At 49.5% G+C, this 17,345-nt stretch carries 14 protein-coding genes; 5 read left to right on the top strand and 9 right to left on the bottom strand.

Annotated features, from left to right (window positions below; translation table 11 throughout):
• Positions 1 to 2 precede the first annotated feature (2 nt).
• Complete coding sequence (gene mraZ / locus CLR69_RS16010) at positions 3 to 461, bottom strand: division/cell wall cluster transcriptional repressor MraZ (protein WP_129706753.1); 459 nt, start codon at positions 459 to 461, stop codon at positions 3 to 5.
• Positions 462 to 1,352: 891 nt separating this feature from the next.
• Between mraZ and CLR69_RS16005 the strand changes: the two genes are divergently transcribed.
• Complete coding sequence (locus CLR69_RS16005) at positions 1,353 to 1,790, top strand: L-alanine exporter AlaE (RefSeq protein ID WP_129706754.1); 438 nt, start codon at positions 1,353 to 1,355, stop codon at positions 1,788 to 1,790.
• An 83-nt stretch (positions 1,791 to 1,873) separates the two neighbouring features.
• On the opposite strand, the gene cra is transcribed toward CLR69_RS16005, so the two are convergent.
• The 4 genes from cra to CLR69_RS15985 form a co-directional block, all read right to left on the bottom strand.
• Positions 1,874 to 2,878 carry a catabolite repressor/activator gene (cra, locus tag CLR69_RS16000; RefSeq protein WP_129706755.1) on the bottom strand — a complete coding sequence of 335 codons (1,005 nt, stop codon included), beginning with the start codon at positions 2,876 to 2,878 and terminating at the stop codon, positions 1,874 to 1,876.
• 530 nt (positions 2,879 to 3,408) lie between these two features.
• Complete coding sequence (gene ilvN, locus CLR69_RS15995; protein ID WP_010681718.1) at positions 3,409 to 3,900, bottom strand: acetolactate synthase small subunit; 492 nt, start codon at positions 3,898 to 3,900, stop codon at positions 3,409 to 3,411.
• A 2-nt stretch (positions 3,901 to 3,902) separates the two neighbouring features.
• Positions 3,903 to 5,621 carry an acetolactate synthase 3 large subunit gene (gene ilvI / locus CLR69_RS15990; RefSeq protein WP_129706756.1) on the bottom strand — a complete coding sequence of 573 codons (1,719 nt, stop codon included), beginning with the start codon at positions 5,619 to 5,621 and terminating at the stop codon, positions 3,903 to 3,905.
• Positions 5,622 to 5,983: 362 nt separating this feature from the next.
• On the bottom strand, positions 5,984 to 7,789 hold the full coding sequence (locus CLR69_RS15985; RefSeq protein WP_129712217.1) for an AMP-dependent synthetase/ligase: 1,806 nt from the start codon (positions 7,787 to 7,789) through the stop codon (positions 5,984 to 5,986).
• Positions 7,790 to 8,200: 411 nt separating this feature from the next.
• Between CLR69_RS15985 and leuA the strand changes: the two genes are divergently transcribed.
• The 4 genes from leuA to leuD are packed head-to-tail and all read left to right on the top strand — an operon-like array spanning position 8,201 to position 12,909.
• Positions 8,201 to 9,799 carry a 2-isopropylmalate synthase gene (gene leuA, locus CLR69_RS15980; protein WP_129712218.1) on the top strand — a complete coding sequence of 533 codons (1,599 nt, stop codon included), beginning with the start codon at positions 8,201 to 8,203 and terminating at the stop codon, positions 9,797 to 9,799.
• The gene (gene leuB / locus CLR69_RS15975; RefSeq protein ID WP_129712219.1) at positions 9,799 to 10,890 is read left to right on the top strand and encodes a 3-isopropylmalate dehydrogenase; all 1,092 of its coding nucleotides are present in this window, start codon (positions 9,799 to 9,801) and stop codon (positions 10,888 to 10,890) included. Before leuA ends, leuB begins: the two co-directional genes overlap by 1 nt.
• 2 nt (positions 10,891 to 10,892) lie before the next feature.
• A complete protein-coding gene (gene leuC / locus CLR69_RS15970) occupies positions 10,893 to 12,293 on the top strand; it encodes a 3-isopropylmalate dehydratase large subunit (protein ID WP_129706760.1) in 1,401 nt (466 codons plus the stop codon).
• Between the two features lie 13 nt (positions 12,294 to 12,306).
• Positions 12,307 to 12,909, top strand: a complete 603-nt coding sequence (gene leuD, locus CLR69_RS15965; protein ID WP_129712220.1) for a 3-isopropylmalate dehydratase small subunit — start codon at positions 12,307 to 12,309, stop codon at positions 12,907 to 12,909.
• Between the two features lie 64 nt (positions 12,910 to 12,973).
• Here leuD and CLR69_RS15960 read toward each other — a convergent pair whose 3' ends face one another.
• The 4 genes from CLR69_RS15960 to CLR69_RS15945 form a co-directional block, all read right to left on the bottom strand.
• Positions 12,974 to 13,285, bottom strand: a complete 312-nt coding sequence (locus CLR69_RS15960; RefSeq protein ID WP_129712221.1) for an AzlD domain-containing protein — start codon at positions 13,283 to 13,285, stop codon at positions 12,974 to 12,976.
• Complete coding sequence (locus CLR69_RS15955; protein ID WP_129712222.1) at positions 13,282 to 14,016, bottom strand: AzlC family ABC transporter permease; 735 nt, start codon at positions 14,014 to 14,016, stop codon at positions 13,282 to 13,284. The genes CLR69_RS15960 and CLR69_RS15955 overlap by 4 nt, the downstream gene beginning before the upstream one ends.
• A 105-nt stretch (positions 14,017 to 14,121) precedes the next feature.
• The gene (locus CLR69_RS15950) at positions 14,122 to 14,958 is read right to left on the bottom strand and encodes an AraC family transcriptional regulator (protein WP_129712223.1); all 837 of its coding nucleotides are present in this window, start codon (positions 14,956 to 14,958) and stop codon (positions 14,122 to 14,124) included.
• A gap of 218 nt (positions 14,959 to 15,176) precedes the next feature.
• On the bottom strand, positions 15,177 to 16,796 hold the full coding sequence (locus CLR69_RS15945; RefSeq protein WP_129712224.1) for a methyl-accepting chemotaxis protein: 1,620 nt from the start codon (positions 16,794 to 16,796) through the stop codon (positions 15,177 to 15,179).
• Positions 16,797 to 17,345 lie beyond the last annotated feature (549 nt).

Below are 17,345 nucleotides of genomic sequence, written 5' to 3'. Positions count from 1 at the left end.
GACTATAGCGATAGGTCCTGCAACCGCTCAGACAAAGGTTCCTGAGTCGATTGTTCAGCGTCAATATCATCCTTGACCTGTTGATACCAAGTCTGTTCATCCCACAGCTCAAACTTGTTGAACTGCCCGACTAGCATCACTTCTTTTTTAAGGTCCGCATGCTGCCTTAACGTATTCGCAATCAACAAACGTCCTGCACTATCCATTTGGCACTCGCTGGCATGCCCTAACAACAAACGCTGAACGCGACGTTCAGCGGGGTTCATGCTCGACAAACGAGACAGCTTTTGTTCAATAATTTCCCATTCAGGTAAGGGATAAAGCAGCAGGCATGGCTGATGCAGATCAATGGTGCAAACCATTTGACCTTGCGATTCCCCGTTCAGCATTTCCCGATATCGGGTAGGCACAGCAAGGCGCCCTTTACTGTCGAGGTTAACCAGCGTAGCCCCACGAAACATACCTGAGTTACCCCTCCATAACCTTTTTCACCACTTTACCCCACAAAATCCCACCTTTAAGAGTGTACGGAGGGTATGAAAACCTTGTCAAGCCAGAGCGGACGCGCTTTGGGATTATTCCTGAATGAATTGGGGCTGGTATAGAGGTAAAAGGAATAAGGAGTCAGAATTAATAAAGATTAACATCCTGATAATTTAAGAAAAATTCATAGCGGAACGAGAGCATGGCAAACATATAGCTACCAACCCCGGCATAGCAATTATTTTTATTGTCACAAGCTTATACCAAAGACAAAGATTTTCAGAATAGTCTCATTAGGCGGAACACCTTGAATACCAAGGCCTACGCAGGCCCACAGAATCATACCGTAGCTGCTAACATTTGCTCAATGTCACATTTTTAACATCAACATCGTCAATTTAATCTTAATCAGCCAATTTACTTTGCGTTAAGCACCCTCACCGAGGAATCCGGTTTCCTGAAAAGAAAAGTCGGTTCAGGAAAGATGCCGAATAAATTGTGCATCCCACATTCCCAGAGAAACCTTAAAAAGGGGCATCACAAGCAACCTCCTTTTATCGGTCATTCCCTATACGTCCTTTAATGCTTCAACATAATTAAATCCTCGCAGAAACACGGTTCCTCCTAAAAAATCCAACCTATTGTTTTTAAAAAATTTTAAATTCTTTGCCGCGATAAAAAAACGAGAAATTTATCGGATAAAAATAAAGTAGCGAAAAAGTATAAAAAACGATCAAAAATAAATATTTTTACCTAGTACTAAGCCAATCATACAGTGATGTAAACTACACAAACAAAATAAGGCATGACAAAAAACCAAACAGACAAACTTAAGCAGTTTATCCGCCCTAATAATGGAGCAGCCAGGTATGTTTTCCCCGACGTCACGATTGCGAAGCGCCACCGCTGATACCTTTGCACTCGTTGTCTACTGTTTCATCATCGGCATGGCGATTGAAATCATGCTTTCCGGGATGAGCTTTGAGCAGTCACTGTCTTCGCGTCTGCTCTCTATCCCCGTCAATATTGCGATTGCCTGGCCATATGGGCTTTATCGCGATCGCGTGTTGAATATGGCCAAACGCCACGGCGGCGACCATTTCCTGGTACGCAGCGTTGCCGATCTGTTTGCGTATGTCAGTTTTCAATCCCCTGTTTATGCCGTGATTCTCTGGGTTATTGGGGCAAGTCCTACACAAATCCTGACCGCAGTTACCAGTAACCTGGTGATATCAATGGTGATGGGCGTAACGTATGGCTATTTTCTGGAATATTGCCGTCGGCTATTCCGTGTCGCATTGCCATAACAATGAATTGAGATCGGATAAAGAAGAGACGCCATAGATTGCTATGGCGCAGAAGTGCAGATAACAGAAATACAGATAAATAGTTACATGCGGCTCAGTGAGCCACGGCGATACAGATTACGCCGGATACGATTCAAGCCAGGCTTCGGCCTTTTCGGCTCATCCAGACTAGCCAACACTAACTCCAGTACGCGCTCCGCCACTTCACGATGGCGCTGAGCGACAGACAATACTGGGCATTCCAGATAATCCAACAGCTCATTATCCCCAAAGGTTGCGATAGCCAGATTATTCGGCAGGCGCCCGTTAATCTTAAGGTTAACGTCCATCACCCCCTGCAATAACGGGAATGAGGTGGTGAATAACGCTTCTGGCATAGGATTATTTTGCAAATAATCCATAAACGCGGCAGCGGCGGCCACACGCTCATAGCTATTGGAATAAAGATAATTCACTTCACGCGAATCGCCTGCCCACGCTTGGCGGAACCCCTGCTCACGCAGGAAGCTGACAGAAAGCTCAGGCAAAGCCCCAAGATAGAGTACCGATTTCGCAGGCACTTTCCTTAATTCCTGCGCCAGCATTTCGGCATCTTCAAGGTCGGCACCAACTACGCTGGTAAAGTGCTCACGATCTAACGCCCTGTCTAACGCAATAATCGGCAAGCCGCCGTTTATCCAACGCTGATAAAACGGGTGCTCCGGTGGCAGCGCGGTAGAAACGATAATCGCGTCAACCTGACGCTGTAATAGATGCTCAATGCAGCGCATCTCGTTGTCTGGCTGATCCTCGGAACACGCAATTAATAACTGATACCCGCGCTGTCTGGCCTGACGTTCCAGATAATTAGCGATACGTGTATAGCTGGTATTTTCCAGATCGGGAATAACCAGACCAATTGAACGTGTGCGCCCGGCACGTAATCCAGCCGCGACGGCGTTGGGATGATAATTATGCTCCCTGACGACAGCCATGACTTTCTCAACGGTCTTATCGCTCACGCGATATTGTTTGGCTTTCCCGTTAATGACATAGCTGGCTGTCGTGCGTGAAACACCCGCAAGACGCGCGATTTCATCCAGTTTCACGGTAACCCCTTAATAGGCCGGAAAATAAGTAGGCCGGCTAAATAAATAGTGTGATGACCATAAAATCATCATGGATATGGCGTAGATCTAACAGCAGAAGCTTTTGCACGGCAACTGCTTTTATCACGTTACCCACATATTTCAAGCTGCCATATCAATAATGGACGTCTTTTAAGCTGAATATATTACGTCTACTATACCTCAAATAATTCGAGTTGCAGGAAGGTGGCAAGGGAAGGACAAATTCGTCGAAAACGAATTTGACCGGCCTTCGGTGAGAGACGGGATGTCTCTCATTTCATCCCGATGAGCTTACTCAGATAAATGATTCGGGTGAGCGACAAGTCTGCCAGAGGCAGATTTGAACGCTGCTTGCAGCGGCCCCAACGGGGCGAAGCCCACATAAGTGGGTCGAGTAGCGCAGCCAACGCACATGCAGCCTGAAGTATTACGGGTATAAGATAAGGGAAATAAAAAGGCCCGATACTATTATATCGAGCCTCTTAGAGGAAAAAGCAGCGAAAAGTCGATTAACGCATGATTTTATCGCCGCGCGATACGCCGACGATTCCAGAACGCGCCACTTCAACAATTTCGGAGACTTCACGTACGGCACTGAGGAACGCATCCAGTTTATCGCTGGTGCCAGCAAGCTGTACGGTGTAAAGCGAGGCGGTGACATCCACAATCTGGCCGCGGAAAATATCGGCGCAGCGTTTCACTTCTTCACGGCCATAACCTGTAGCCTGTAGCTTCACCAGCATGATTTCACGCTCAACGTGCGCACCCTGGCCCAGTTCACTAACACGCAGGACATCCACCAGCTTGTGCAGTTGCTTTTCGATCTGCTCCAACACTTTCTCATCGCCTACCGTCTGAATAGTCATACGGGATAGCGTAGGGTCTTCGGTTGGCGCGACCGTCAGGCTTTCTATGTTGTAACCGCGCTGTGAAAACAGGCCGACAACACGGGACAAGGCGCCTGATTCATTCTCAAGTAATACTGATAAAATCCGACGCATGATCAGGTCCTCTCCGTTTTGCTCAACCACATTTCATCCATCGCCCCGCCGCGAATCTGCATGGGGTAAACATGCTCGCTGCTATCGATGTTGATATCGACAAACACCAGACGATCTTTCTGCGCCAGCGCTTGTGACAGCTTACTTTCCAGTTCGTCCGGCGTATCGATAGAAATCCCGACGTGGCCGTACGCTTCTGCCAGCTTGACGAAATCTGGTAATGATTCCATATAAGAACTGGAATGGCGGCCAGAGTAGATCATGTCCTGCCACTGCTTCACCATGCCGAGGAAACGGTTATTCAGGTTGATCACCACAACTGGCAGATCATATTGCAGAGCCGTAGAAAGCTCCTGAATATTCATCTGAATACTGCCATCACCCGTGACGCAAATTACGGTTTCTTCTGGCAGCGCAAGCTTGATGCCCAATGCTGCAGGCAAACCGAAGCCCATCGTGCCAAGTCCACCTGAGTTCACCCAACGGCGCGGTAAATCGAAAGGATAATACAGTGCAGCGAACATCTGGTGCTGACCGACATCCGATGCCACATAGGCTTTACCTTCGGTCAGCCGATGCAGCGTTTCAATCACTGCCTGCGGTTTGATTTTGTCGCCTTCGGTGCTGTATTTCAGACAGTGACGCCCACGCCACTGTTCGATACCCTGCCACCAGTCACGTAGCGCATCAAACTGCTGCTGTGCACCATCCTGCGCCAACAATTCCAGCATCAGGCTTAATACCTGCTTAGCGTCGCCAACGATAGGAATATCGGCGTTTACCGTTTTGGAAATCGACGCGGGATCGATATCAATATGCAACACCGTCGCATTCGGGCAGTACTTCGCCAGATTGTTCGTTGTGCGGTCGTCAAAACGCACCCCTACGGCGAAAATCACATCGGCGTTATGCATAGCCATATTGGCTTCATACGTACCGTGCATCCCCAGCATACCGAGGCACTGGCGGTGCGTTCCGGGGAATCCGCCCAGTCCCATCAGAGAGGTTGTCACTGGCAGGTTCAGTTTTTCCGCCAGTGTCAGCAGCTCTTCGTGGCACTCTGCGTTAATCACACCACCACCGCTGTAGATAATCGGCTTTTCTGCCGCTAGCAGGGTTTGCAGCGCACGACGAATCTGACCTTTGTGCCCTTGAACCGTAGGATTATAGGAACGCATACTGACGCTTTCGGGATAAACGTACGGCAGCTTATTCGCCGGATTCATGATGTCTTTCGGCAGATCGACGACCACAGGACCCGGACGTCCGGTCGATGCCAGATAAAACGCTTTCTTTAGGATAGTCGGAACATCTTCAGCTTTCTTGACCAGAAAACTGTGCTTCACGATAGGGCGGGAAATTCCCACCGTGTCACATTCCTGAAAGGAGTCATAACCAATCAGCGAAGTCGCAACCTGGCCGGACAACACCACCATAGGAATGGAGTCCATATAGGCAGTAGCGATACCGGTAATGGCGTTTGTCGCACCGGGACCGGACGTGACCAGCACGACGCCGACTTCACCCGTCGCACGTGCATAGCCATCAGCCATATGTACTGCACCTTGTTCATGACGCACCAAAATATGCTCGATACCGCCAACCGTATGCAGGGCGTCGTAAATATCCAGCACCGCACCGCCCGGATAACCGAACACATGTTTTACGCCCTGATCGATCAACGATCGGACCACCATTTCGGCGCCTGACAACATCTCCATGGGTCTGCCTCTTTTGTTCAGAAAACGGAATCCGCTTCTGTATTGACCGGGGGAAATCCCCGCGCTCATGTTGTGTTAATACTGTTAACTTTTAGTACAAGAATACGGAATATTATAGGGATTACTGATAACCCATTAACATAACGCCAGATTATGACGCAGACAAACGGCAAAAAACCACCGCCCTTAATCGGGACTAGGGGAAATCGAACGTGAGGGAAAAAAGAACTGAGATAAAATACTAACTGAGAACCTTCAGACCTGAGAGATCGTCCATAAAGGCCATAAATTACAGAGTGAAATCTTGAGGCCGAAAAACCACATTTCTTTTCAGGAAACGAATTTCTCGGCCTACAACATCATCAAGACTCGGCGTACATCGCATCAATTTCCAACTGGTAACGCTGGTTGATGATCTTCCTACGCAGCTTGAGCGTTGGCGTCAGTTCTCCTTCAGCCATCGAAAACGGTACTGGCAGCAACGTGAATTTCTTCACCTGTTCAACGCGGGACAGTTCTTTCTGCATGTCCCGCAGACGCTGCTCGAACAACTCGATAATATGGCTATGGCGCAGCAACTCCAGACGATCGTGGTACTTTAGATTGATGGAGTGGGCGTATTCCTCCAGCGCGTCGAAACACGGCACGATCAGTGCAGATACGTATTTACGCGTGTCCGCGATAATCGCAACCTGTTCGATGAAGCGATCCTGTCCTAGCGTGCCTTCCAGATGCTGCGGCGCGATATATTTACCGCCCGAGGTTTTCATCAGATCTTTCAAGCGCTCGGTAATAAATAGATTACCGTTGGCATCCAGCTCTCCCGCATCACCGGTTTTCAGCCAGCCGTCTTCCGTAAAGGTTTCTGCGGTTTCCTGCGGACGATGGAAATAACCTCGCATGATGGTCGCGCCGCGCACCTGAATCTCTTTTTCATCGCCAATGCGGACCTCAATGCCCGGTAGCGGCGTACCAATAGAGCCCAAACTGAAGCGACCTTCCTCCCAGCAGGACACCGTCGCGCAGGTTTCGGTCATGCCATAACCATAAATAATGCGAATCCCGATCGACCGGAAAAACAGAATGACGTTGTCATCCAGTCGAGCGCCCGCTGCGGGCATAAAGCGAATTTCGCCGCCCAGAAGCTGGCGCAGTTTCCCTAACACCAGACGGTCGGCATAGTGGTGCATCACGCGACGGAAGAGTCCCCCCTTCTTCGAGGCCTGACTAGCCAGAAAAGCACGTTGTCCCTGCGCGATAGCCCAGTTGAATAGCCGCTGGCGATACCACGGTGCCTGTGCCACTTTTTCATGAATGGCGCTATAAACTTTCTCATAAAAACGGGGGACGGCACACATCACCGTCGGCTTCACCGTCTGCATTGCCTCACGCACCAGATTCGTGTTGCTGAGATACACGTTCTGCGCGCCGCGGTGCATAATGACAAAGCTCCAGGCGCGCTCAAATACGTGGGAAAGCGGTAAGAAACAGAGCGATACGTCATTTTCTGACATATCCAGACGATCGTCATGCAGCTTAAGCTGCATCGCCATGTTGGTGTAATCCAGCATGACGCCTTTCGGTTCACCGGTGGTGCCAGAGGTATAAATCAGCGTAAACAGATCGTTGAGATCGCGGCTGTCGATGCGCATTTGCCATTCATCACGCCAGAAATCGTCTACGGCCTGCGCTTCAAATTCATGCAGGGATTGCGCAATGTCACTACCGCGCAGGTTGACACCGTCATCCATCACGATGATGTTTCGCAACTGTGGGCAAGTGTCGCGCAGCGCCAGCAATGCATCCAACTGCTCCTGACCACCGACGAATATCGTGCGGATATCCGCATCGTTGATGATGAATGCCGCCTGCGCCGCCGTATTGGTGGCATAAATTGGAACGCTGATAGCACGCAGATGTAGCAGCGCCAGATCGGCAAGCGACCAATTCATTGAGTTATGAGAGAAAATCGCAACCCGTTCCTGAACATCCACGCCCAGCGCCAAGAGTGCGCTGGCAATACGTTGGATGCGCTGCCCAGCCTGTGTCCAGGTAAGCTGCTGTTCGCCCGCAGGCGTCCACTCGCGCAGCGTAATACGACCTGCGCAGTGATTGATCTGATCTTGAACCCGGTGCACCACATGGTATGGCTGTAAATGATTATTCATCTGTAAAAGAATTTCTAAGGGGGAATGAATTTGACAGCATTTCAGCGTACAGCTGTACATTATTTGGCGTGCAGTCTACCGTCATTGTCCAAAACCGCAACGATCTTTCGTTCATTCGCCGCGGGCTATCGCTGGTTTACTTGACGCACGTCACATCAATCAAAAGTTGACATAACCCTGATAATCGCGTACCAATAAAGCAACACCAAATTTCAGATGACGAGACATTATGTTCAACTTTGCTGTCCTACTAGGCCTACTACTAAACGCATCCTTCTTGCGCGGTAGGTTTGTGGGCAGAGTTAAGAACTAAGTTTCTCGCCACACGATACAAAAACCCGCGCTGATGCGCGGGTTTTTTTTTACTCGCCGAGCGCCAAGTACAAGTAGACACGACAAGGAACTAAACCGATGAGCGAGCAAGTCATTATTTTTGATACCACATTACGTGATGGTGAACAGGCTTTACAGGCGAGTTTGAGCGTAAAAGAAAAACTGCAAATTGCTTTCGCTCTGGAGCGTATGGGCGTTGATGTCATGGAGGTTGGCTTTCCCGTGTCATCTCCCGGCGACTTTGAATCCGTTCAGACCATTGCCCGCAACATCAAAAATAGTCGAGTGTGCGGTCTGACTCGCTGCGTCGAAAAGGATATTGATGTTGCAGCAGAAGCACTGCGTGTCGCAGAAGCCTTCCGTATCCACACCTTCATCGCCACTTCACCGATGCACATCGCCACTAAGCTGCGCAGCACATTGGACGAAGTCATTGAACGCGCCATCTACATGATCAAACGCGCGCGTAACTACACGGACGACGTTGAGTTCTCCTGTGAAGATGCAGGCCGGACACCCATTCCAGACTTGTGTCGCGTGGTCGAAGCCGCAATCAATGCCGGTGCTCGCACGATTAATATCCCGGACACAGTCGGCTACACCATGCCCCATGAGTTCGGTAATATCATCGCCTCACTGTACCAACATGTTCCCAATATCGATAAAGCCATCATTTCTGTCCACACTCACGACGATCTGGGCCTGGCCGTCGGCAACGCAATGGCAGCCGTTCACGCCGGGGCTCGTCAGGTAGAAGGCACGTTGAACGGTATCGGTGAACGTGCCGGTAACTGTTCACTGGAAGAAGTGATCATGGCGATAAAAACCCGCCATAACATCCTGAATGTCCATACCAACATCAATCATCAGGAAATCTACCGCACCAGCCAACTGGTCAGCCAGATTTGCAACATGCCTATCCCTGCCAACAAAGCGGTCGTGGGTGCCAACGCTTTCGCCCACTCTTCTGGTATTCACCAGGATGGCGTGCTGAAGAATCGTGAAAACTACGAAATCATGACGCCGGAATCCATCGGCCTGAAAGAAGTACAGTTGAACCTGACTTCCCGTTCTGGTCGTGCGGCGGTGAAACACCGTATGGAAGAGATGGGCTATCAGGACAGCGATTACAATCTGGACGATTTGTACTCTGCATTCCTGAAACTGGCGGATAAAAAAGGTCAGGTGTTTGATTACGATCTGGAAGCGCTGGCCTTTATCAGCCGCCAGCAGGAAGAACCTGAGTTCTACCATCTGGATTATTTCAGCGTTCAGTCTGGTTCCAGCGTGATGGCAACCGCTTCAGTCAAACTGATTTGTGGCGAAGAAACTCAGTCAGAAGCAGCGACAGGTAATGGCCCAGTGGATGCCGTTTATCAGGCGATCAACCGCATCACGGGTTATCAGGTTTCGCTGGTCAAATACCAACTGACGGCCAAAGGCCAGGGGCGCGACGCGCTGGGTCAGGTTGATATTGTCGCGGATTATCAGGGACGTCGTTTCCACGGCGTTGGTCTGGCAACGGATATCGTTGAATCTTCCGCGCAGGCAATGGTAAATGTATTAAACAACATCAAACGTGCTCAGCAGGTAGAAAAAGAAATTCAACGTCTGCAGCAGCACAATAACCAACAACAAAACGATAGCAAACAACAAAACAGTCAGGAAACAGTGTGATGACAAAGAGCTACCATATCGCCGTTTTACCCGGAGACGGCATTGGCCCAGAAGTAATGGCACAGGCCCACAAAGTACTGGATGCGGTGCGTCAGCGTTTTGGCATCCGCATTACCACCAGCGAATACGACGTTGGTGGTATTGCCATTGACCGTCAGGGCACACCGTTGCCGCCGGCGACCGTCGCAGGCTGTGAGCAGGCCGATGCGATCCTGTTCGGTTCCGTTGGCGGCCCGAAATGGGAACATCTGCCACCAGCAGAACAACCGGAGCGCGGTGCATTATTGCCTCTGCGTAAGCACTTTAAATTGTTCAGCAATCTGCGTCCTGCCCGTCTGTATCAGGGGTTGGAGGCATTTTGTCCGCTGCGTAGTGACATCGCCGCGAAAGGCTTTGATATCCTGTGTGTTCGCGAACTGACCGGTGGGATCTACTTCGGCCAGCCGAAAGGCCGTGAAGGTAGCGGCCAATATGAGCGCGCTTTCGATACCGAGGTATATCACCGTTTCGAGATTGAGCGCATCGCGCATATCGCGTTTGAATCCGCACGTAAACGCCGTAGCATTGTGACCTCCATCGATAAAGCCAACGTACTGCAAAGCTCTATTTTGTGGCGCGAGATCGTTACGGAAGTCGCTAAAGCCTATCCAGATGTGAAGCTGTCTCATCTGTATATCGATAATGCGACAATGCAGTTAATTAAAGATCCGTCTCAGTTTGACGTGATGCTGTGTTCTAACCTGTTCGGTGACATTCTGTCCGACGAGTGCGCCATGATTACCGGTTCAATGGGCATGCTGCCTTCCGCAAGCCTGAACGAGCAAGGCTTTGGCTTGTACGAGCCTGCTGGCGGTTCTGCACCGGATATCGCAGGTAAAGACATTGCCAACCCGATTGCGCAGATTTTGTCGCTGGCGCTGCTGCTGCGCTACAGCCTGGGTGCAGATGATGCCGCAGAAGCGATCGAAAAAGCCGTCAATACTGCGCTGGCTGAAGGCTACCGCACTGCCGATCTGGCAAGCGCCAGCAACGCGATCGGTACCAATGAAATGGGCGACGTTATTGCGCGTTTTGTGGCGCAAGGGGCATAACCATGGGTAAGACGTTATATCAAAAACTGTTCGAAGCGCACGTGGTTCATGAAGCACCGAACGAAACGCCGCTGCTGTATATCGACAGACATCTGGTGCACGAAGTGACCTCACCACAGGCCTTCGACGGCCTGCGTGCCATGGGCCGTAAGGTTCGTCAGCCGGGGAAAACCTTCGCAACCATGGACCACAACGTGTCCACGCAGACCAAAGACATTAACGCCAGTGGCGAGATGGCCCGCATTCAGATGCAGGAGTTAATCAAGAACTGTGCGGAATTTGGCGTTCAGCTGTATGACCTGAACCACCCGAACCAGGGCATTGTTCACGTTATCGGCCCAGAACAAGGCATGACGCTGCCGGGTATGACTATCGTCTGTGGTGACTCACACACCGCAACGCACGGCGCATTTGGTTCACTGGCCTTCGGCATCGGTACATCGGAAGTGGAACATGTACTGGCGACCCAAACTCTGAAACAGGGTCGTGCCAAAACCATGAAGATTGAAGTCACGGGTGATGCCCCGCATGGCATCACCGCAAAAGATATTGTGCTGGCGATCATCGGTAAAACCGGTAGCGCGGGCGGCACCGGCCACGTAGTTGAATTCTGTGGTGACGCTATTCGTGCGTTGAGCATGGAAGGCCGTATGACGTTGTGCAACATGGCCATTGAGATGGGGGCGAAAGCGGGTCTGGTTGCACCGGATGAAACCACCTTTAACTATCTGAAAGGCCGCCAGTTCGCCCCGAAAGATGCCAACTGGGACGCCGCCGTTGCATACTGGAGCACATTGAAGTCCGATGATGGCGCACAGTTCGACGCTGTCGTCACGCTGGACGCTGCGCAGATTGCACCGCAGGTTACCTGGGGCACCAACCCCGGCCAGGTTATCGCCGTCAATCAGGAAATCCCTAGCCCGGATTCTTTCAGCGATCCGGTAGAGCGCGCCTCTGCCGCCAAAGCGTTGGCGTATATGGATCTGCAACCCGGCATTAAACTGACCGATGTGAAGATCGATAAGGTTTTCATTGGTTCCTGTACCAACTCGCGTATCGAGGATTTACGCGCGGCAGCAGAGATTGCCAAAGGGCGTAAAGTCGCCGCTGGCGTTCAGGCTATCGTTGTACCCGGTTCCGGCCCGGTAAAAACCATGGCGGAGCTGGAAGGGCTGGATAAAGTGTTCATCGAAGCGGGCTTTGAGTGGCGCTTACCAGGCTGCTCCATGTGCCTGGCGATGAACAATGACCGCCTGAACCCTGGCGAGCGTTGCGCCTCAACCAGCAACCGTAACTTTGAAGGCCGTCAGGGGCGCGCAGGCCGTACCCATCTGGTCAGCCCAGCAATGGCTGCGGCTGCGGCGGTGACGGGTCGCTTTGCCGACGTCCGCGAGTTGAATTAAGAGAGAAACCAACATGGCTAAATTTACTCAACATACTGGTCTGGTGGTTCCTCTGGATGCCGCTAACGTCGATACCGACGCCATCATTCCCAAGCAGTTTCTGCAAAAGGTGACGCGCACAGGTTTCGGCCAACATCTATTCCATGACTGGCGCTTTCTGGACGATGCGGGACAACAGCCCAACCCTGAGTTTGTGCTGAACAAACCGCATTACAAGGGGGCTAGCATCCTGCTGGCGCGCGAAAACTTCGGCTGTGGCTCTTCTCGTGAGCACGCGCCGTGGGCGCTGACCGATTACGGCTTCAAAGTCGTTATCGCCCCAAGCTTTGCCGATATCTTCTACGGCAACTCGTTTAACAACCAACTGCTGCCAGTAAAATTGAGCGACGAAGAAGTCGACGAACTGTTCAAGCTGGTTGATGGTCAGGAAGGGATTAATTTCACCGTCGATCTGGAAAATCAGGTCGTTCAGGCAGGCAGCAAACGCTATCCGTTTGAAATCGATAGCTTCCGCCGTCACTGCATGATCAACGGGTTAGACAGCATCGGCCTGACGCTGCAACACGAAACATCGATTACCGAGTATGAGAAGAATCAGCCAGCCTTTCTGAACTGATTTGAGATTGAGAATAGTCTGAAGCCCGCATTTTTTGCGGGCTTTTTCTTTTTTAAATTAAGCGCTAAAGCAAGGCAGCAATAAGATAAAAAGCCAGCATACTTAAGAGCACCGCGATCACAATATTTCTGATAAAAAATGAAATCACGATACTTACAATAGCACCGAGGAAATAAGGATTATCAGGAAAGGTGCGAATAACGCCGTGTTCCATTAAAATAATCGGCCCACAAATCGCGGTGAGCAAACATGGCGCAGAATACTTTAAAGCACGATGGAGTAAAACGGGGATTTTTACCGGTACAGCAGGCTCAAGAAAGATATAGCGATTAAAGAACACAATCCCCGACAAAACGAATATCAATAACCAACTCATTTTTCTTCCTTAAGCACAGACCCGATAAATACAGAGAAAAACATACCGCCAACACCAGCGATAGCGATGGCACCTTCTATCTTGAAATAGGTCAATAGCATTGACAGCAGCAGCGAGAACAGGACGCCAGAAAAGGTGCTGATCTTCTTGATCATCGGCACAACGATGGTGATGAACGTAGCAACAATAGAGTAATCAAGGTGATACTTATCCAAGTCAGGCACTGAAGACGCCATGAGCACACCAAGAATGCTGAAGATATTCCAAAAGATATAAAAAGTGACGCCCGCACCGATTAAATAGCTGGCGCTGACGTTGTTCTTTCTGTCTTTCTTTTCACTGAGCGCAAAGAGTTCATCTGATAATAAAAAACCAATAGGCAGTCGTTTTCTTAATTTCAAGGTTGAAACGTACTCACGTAGCGTTAGGCCATATATCAGGTGCTGTGCGGTGATAAAGAAAACAGAGATTAATAGCGTTGCGACATTCGCCCCAGACATGAGTAATCCTAGTGAGACTAATTGCGCGGCTCCCGCAAAAATAATGGCGGACATCCCGATACTTTGCCCGACGGATAATCCCGATTGGATAGCCATCGAACCAGCAAGAATACCCCAGGGCACAACCGACAAACAAAGAGGGAGCATTTCAACCACACCGGTCATAAAATGCTTCCATGGACTCATCGTGTTTTTTGATGCCGACGATGAACGAGCTACGGTGTTTTCCATATAACCTTGCACTACCATAAATAAATCGATAGCGGAAAATTAACAAAACGCCTTTTAATAGTATTGGATAAAGTTGCTTCCCCTCAGAATAGAGAACAAGCCTATTTATAGGTTGCCTTTAGCAAACTCACCCGGCGTCAGCCCCAGCGAGTTTTTGAAATGACGATGGAAGTGGCTCTGATCGGTAAAACCACACTGCACCGAAACATCAAGAATAGTATTGCCTTTACGCAACAGGTCTTTTGCCTTGCGCAGACGAGCCTGAATCAAATAAGCGTGAGGCGTAATACCGACAACCGCTTTAAACTGCCGTAAGAAGTGCCACACACTGAGCCCGGCGAGTTCAGCCAGTTCAACGAGAGCAAGTTCTCTCTCAGGATAGCTGTCCATGAAAGCTTTAACGTTCAGTATATTTTGGGTCGCGATAGGCAAAGTCTGTGGCGTCAGGCGAGTTTTGCTATAGCGCATCGTTAGCCAGGTTAATGAAGACAAGAGCAGCGTTTCTTTCAATAACATATTGCCCGGTTGAGCGAGCATGTTAAATGTCATGAGCAACTGTTCTGCCAGACCTGAGTCATGAACAACAGCATCGGGAAACCAAGGAATGGCGTCCTTTGAACGTTGAAGATCCTGATTAATTGAACGAAAAAGGTCGGGATGGGGATAAATAGCTCGGTAGGCCCAGCCCGTTTCTACCTCAGAACTTCCTGTATGCACATCGTCTGCGTTCACCAGAATGATATCGCCTTTCGGCGCAACATGCTCTGCACCTGAACGATAAAAGCGCTGAGCACCCTGCTCAATCACGCTGATGCAATAGGTATCATGAACATGGCGAGGAAAGCGCTGCTGGTAGTACTGCGCCTGCAACATATCCAGACCGCCGAGTGCTTCAAGGTGCCTGAAGTTTGTCTGCTCTTGCGCAACCGGCTTTTTATGCACGCGTCAACCCTCTTATCGTTTGTACAAAATTGCTCTGGCAGAGAAGCAACATGCTCGCTTTATCATCCAGAGGCTGTGTACCTGTTTCATTGATTCTATCAGAAGTGGATTAACATCCCATGCTGGAGAATACGTCGAAAAAAAGCCAGCGACACAAGCCGCTGGCTATCAATGATACATCTCTGTTTTTTACCGCTCTGGCTTTTTTACCTGCGGGATTACATCAGGTGAAACCGGGACACCCCAAGATTCAACCGTTCAGCCTGCTGCTCCAGCGATGCGGCAGACGAGGAAGCCTCCAGCACCAGCGTCGCATTTTGTTGCGTGACCCGATCCATTTCTGATATTGCTAACGACACCTGATTAATACCGCTGCTTTGCTCATCAGAAGCGAGCGCAATCTCATTCATGATTCGGGTAACGTTATTAATTTCAGCGACAATCTCAGCCATCGCTTTACCCGCTTCAGATGCCAACGTCGTTCCCTCGATCACTCTGGTTTCGGATTCTTTAATCAATGCAGCAATCTCCGTGGCGGCGTTGGCCGAGCGCTGTGCCAGATTCCGCACTTCCCCTGCCACTACCGCAAACCCTTTGCCCTGCTCGCCCGCTCGGGCCGCTTCTACCGCCGCATTCAGCGCCAGAATATTGGTCTGGAATGCAATCCCGTTAATAAGCGCAATAATCTCAGAAATTTTGTCTGAACTCTTGGCGATGTCGGCCATAGAACCCACCACCTGTTCCACAATGCTGCCGCCATTCACCGCTTTAGACGAGGTATCTGTCGCCGCCTTGCTGGCATGATGTGCATTATCGGTATTCTGCTTCACCGCCGCCGTGAGCTGCTCCATACTGGCCGCCGTTTCCGCCAGTGCCGCAGCCTGCTGCTCCGTTCGTGCGGACAAATCCGTATTACCGACGGCGATCTTCGTCGAACTGCTGTGAATAGACTCCGCGCTATCACGCACTGAACCCACTGTCTCTGAGAGTGAATCCTGCATTTGCTGGATATTGTCACCCAAAATGCCGATTTCATTTCTCCCCACATCCGCACTCGCGCGCGTTAAGTCCCCCTGCGCGATCGCCTGTATACGCGACACCCAATACTGTATTGGGTTAATAATGACCCGGCGAATTAATAAGAACGTCATACCCGTTAACACGATGGCAAGGATAAATGCGCCTGTCATGAGCGTGTATCCCAGGGTTGAATGTCTTTCCGCCGTCAAATTAATGTTTTTGGCCATATCAACCCGATAAAGGTAAGACGCTTTCAGCGGCACATCGTACTCATCATCCAATTTAGACATGGTGGTCGACTCAAATGCATTGAGTTCTTCAACATTGCCTTTTTTCGCTATGTCAAACATGGGCTTGATGCCTCGCTCAACATAATCGCTATAACGTGCTTTTAATTCATCATCACGGGCGAGTTCCGCACCAGAACGAACCGCTCTATTTTGATATCCGTTAAACATTTTCTGCGACATGACCAGTCTTTCTTCAGCGGCTTTCATACTGGCGTTGTAATTGTCCGTAAGACCATTATGTAAGTGGTTCACCGCATGTAGCAAATTCATACGCGCTGCACGCATATGATTAGCGCTATCGACTAACTCCATCCGAACATTCAATTCCAGCGTTGATTCATTTAATGACAATTCAGCCTGCTTCAAAAAGTAGGATGATGTTGCGACAGCCACGGCAAAGAGCAGTAAAACACCAGAAAAAACAATAACAAAAAGAGGGGTCAACTTAATATTATGTACCCCAGGAGAGGAATGCCAAGGTTCTGGTTTTTCGTAAAGCGCTATTGACTGATACGGTACATCGCTCATTTTTACATCCGTCGAGTTATTCAGAAAGTTGCTGTGAGGTAAATTTCAGGTAGATAAGAAAAAATAAAACGCTGCCACATGTTATATAATGTTTAAAGATTATAACAATGAGCGTTAAGTGCGAGAGAAAAAATAGTAACCTCTAAAAAATAATTTTATCTACACGATCGCCATCACGAAAAAAGTGTCATTTCAATGATAATTGTTTCAAACAAAAACCATTCAAAAAATAAACTATTACGTAAGGTTATTTAATTATCCTAGCTGAAAAGCTTACGTTACCATTCATTATTAGTATAGAAACACATTCATAGAATTGTTTAATTTTAATGACAATAAATTTCGTCCTAACGTTTAATATTGGATATTAATTCATCACTACCTTCGCAATATCAGTATACCGCTCTCTGCCGACAGGCTTTCCCTCTTATGACCGGCTTTTGCGAAGCCGCACGCAGGCTCATCACATCGTTTAATTTTCAGAGAAATAAGCCGGTATATTTCATTTTCATAAGAGTTGCGATACACCAGAACCAAACGCATAGTCAT

This window comes from Pectobacterium zantedeschiae, from assembly GCF_004137795.1.
Taxonomy (GTDB): domain Bacteria; phylum Pseudomonadota; class Gammaproteobacteria; order Enterobacterales; family Enterobacteriaceae; genus Pectobacterium; species Pectobacterium zantedeschiae.
This window is presented reverse-complemented; position numbering and strand designations above follow the sequence as displayed.

Bases quoted from the DNA above. Each gene is read 5' to 3' on its own strand.
- leuB (WP_129712219.1), top strand. From the start codon at position 9,799: ATGACAAAGAGCTACCATATCGCCGTTTTACCCGGAGACGGCATTGGC.
- CLR69_RS16005 (WP_129706754.1), top strand. From the start codon at position 1,353: ATGTTTTCCCCGACGTCACGATTGCGAAGCGCCACCGCTGATACCTTT.
- ilvI (WP_129706756.1), bottom strand. From the start codon at position 5,621: ATGGAGATGTTGTCAGGCGCCGAAATGGTGGTCCGATCGTTGATCGAT.
- CLR69_RS15945 (WP_129712224.1), bottom strand. From the start codon at position 16,796: ATGAGCGATGTACCGTATCAGTCAATAGCGCTTTACGAAAAACCAGAA.
- leuA (WP_129712218.1), top strand. From the start codon at position 8,201: ATGAGCGAGCAAGTCATTATTTTTGATACCACATTACGTGATGGTGAA.
- mraZ (WP_129706753.1), bottom strand. From the start codon at position 461: ATGTTTCGTGGGGCTACGCTGGTTAACCTCGACAGTAAAGGGCGCCTT.
- ilvN (WP_010681718.1), bottom strand. From the start codon at position 3,900: ATGCGTCGGATTTTATCAGTATTACTTGAGAATGAATCAGGCGCCTTG.
- CLR69_RS15960 (WP_129712221.1), bottom strand. From the start codon at position 13,285: ATGAGTTGGTTATTGATATTCGTTTTGTCGGGGATTGTGTTCTTTAAT.
- CLR69_RS15955 (WP_129712222.1), bottom strand. From the start codon at position 14,016: ATGGAAAACACCGTAGCTCGTTCATCGTCGGCATCAAAAAACACGATG.
- leuD (WP_129712220.1), top strand. From the start codon at position 12,307: ATGGCTAAATTTACTCAACATACTGGTCTGGTGGTTCCTCTGGATGCC.
- leuC (WP_129706760.1), top strand. From the start codon at position 10,893: ATGGGTAAGACGTTATATCAAAAACTGTTCGAAGCGCACGTGGTTCAT.
- CLR69_RS15985 (WP_129712217.1), bottom strand. From the start codon at position 7,789: ATGAATAATCATTTACAGCCATACCATGTGGTGCACCGGGTTCAAGAT.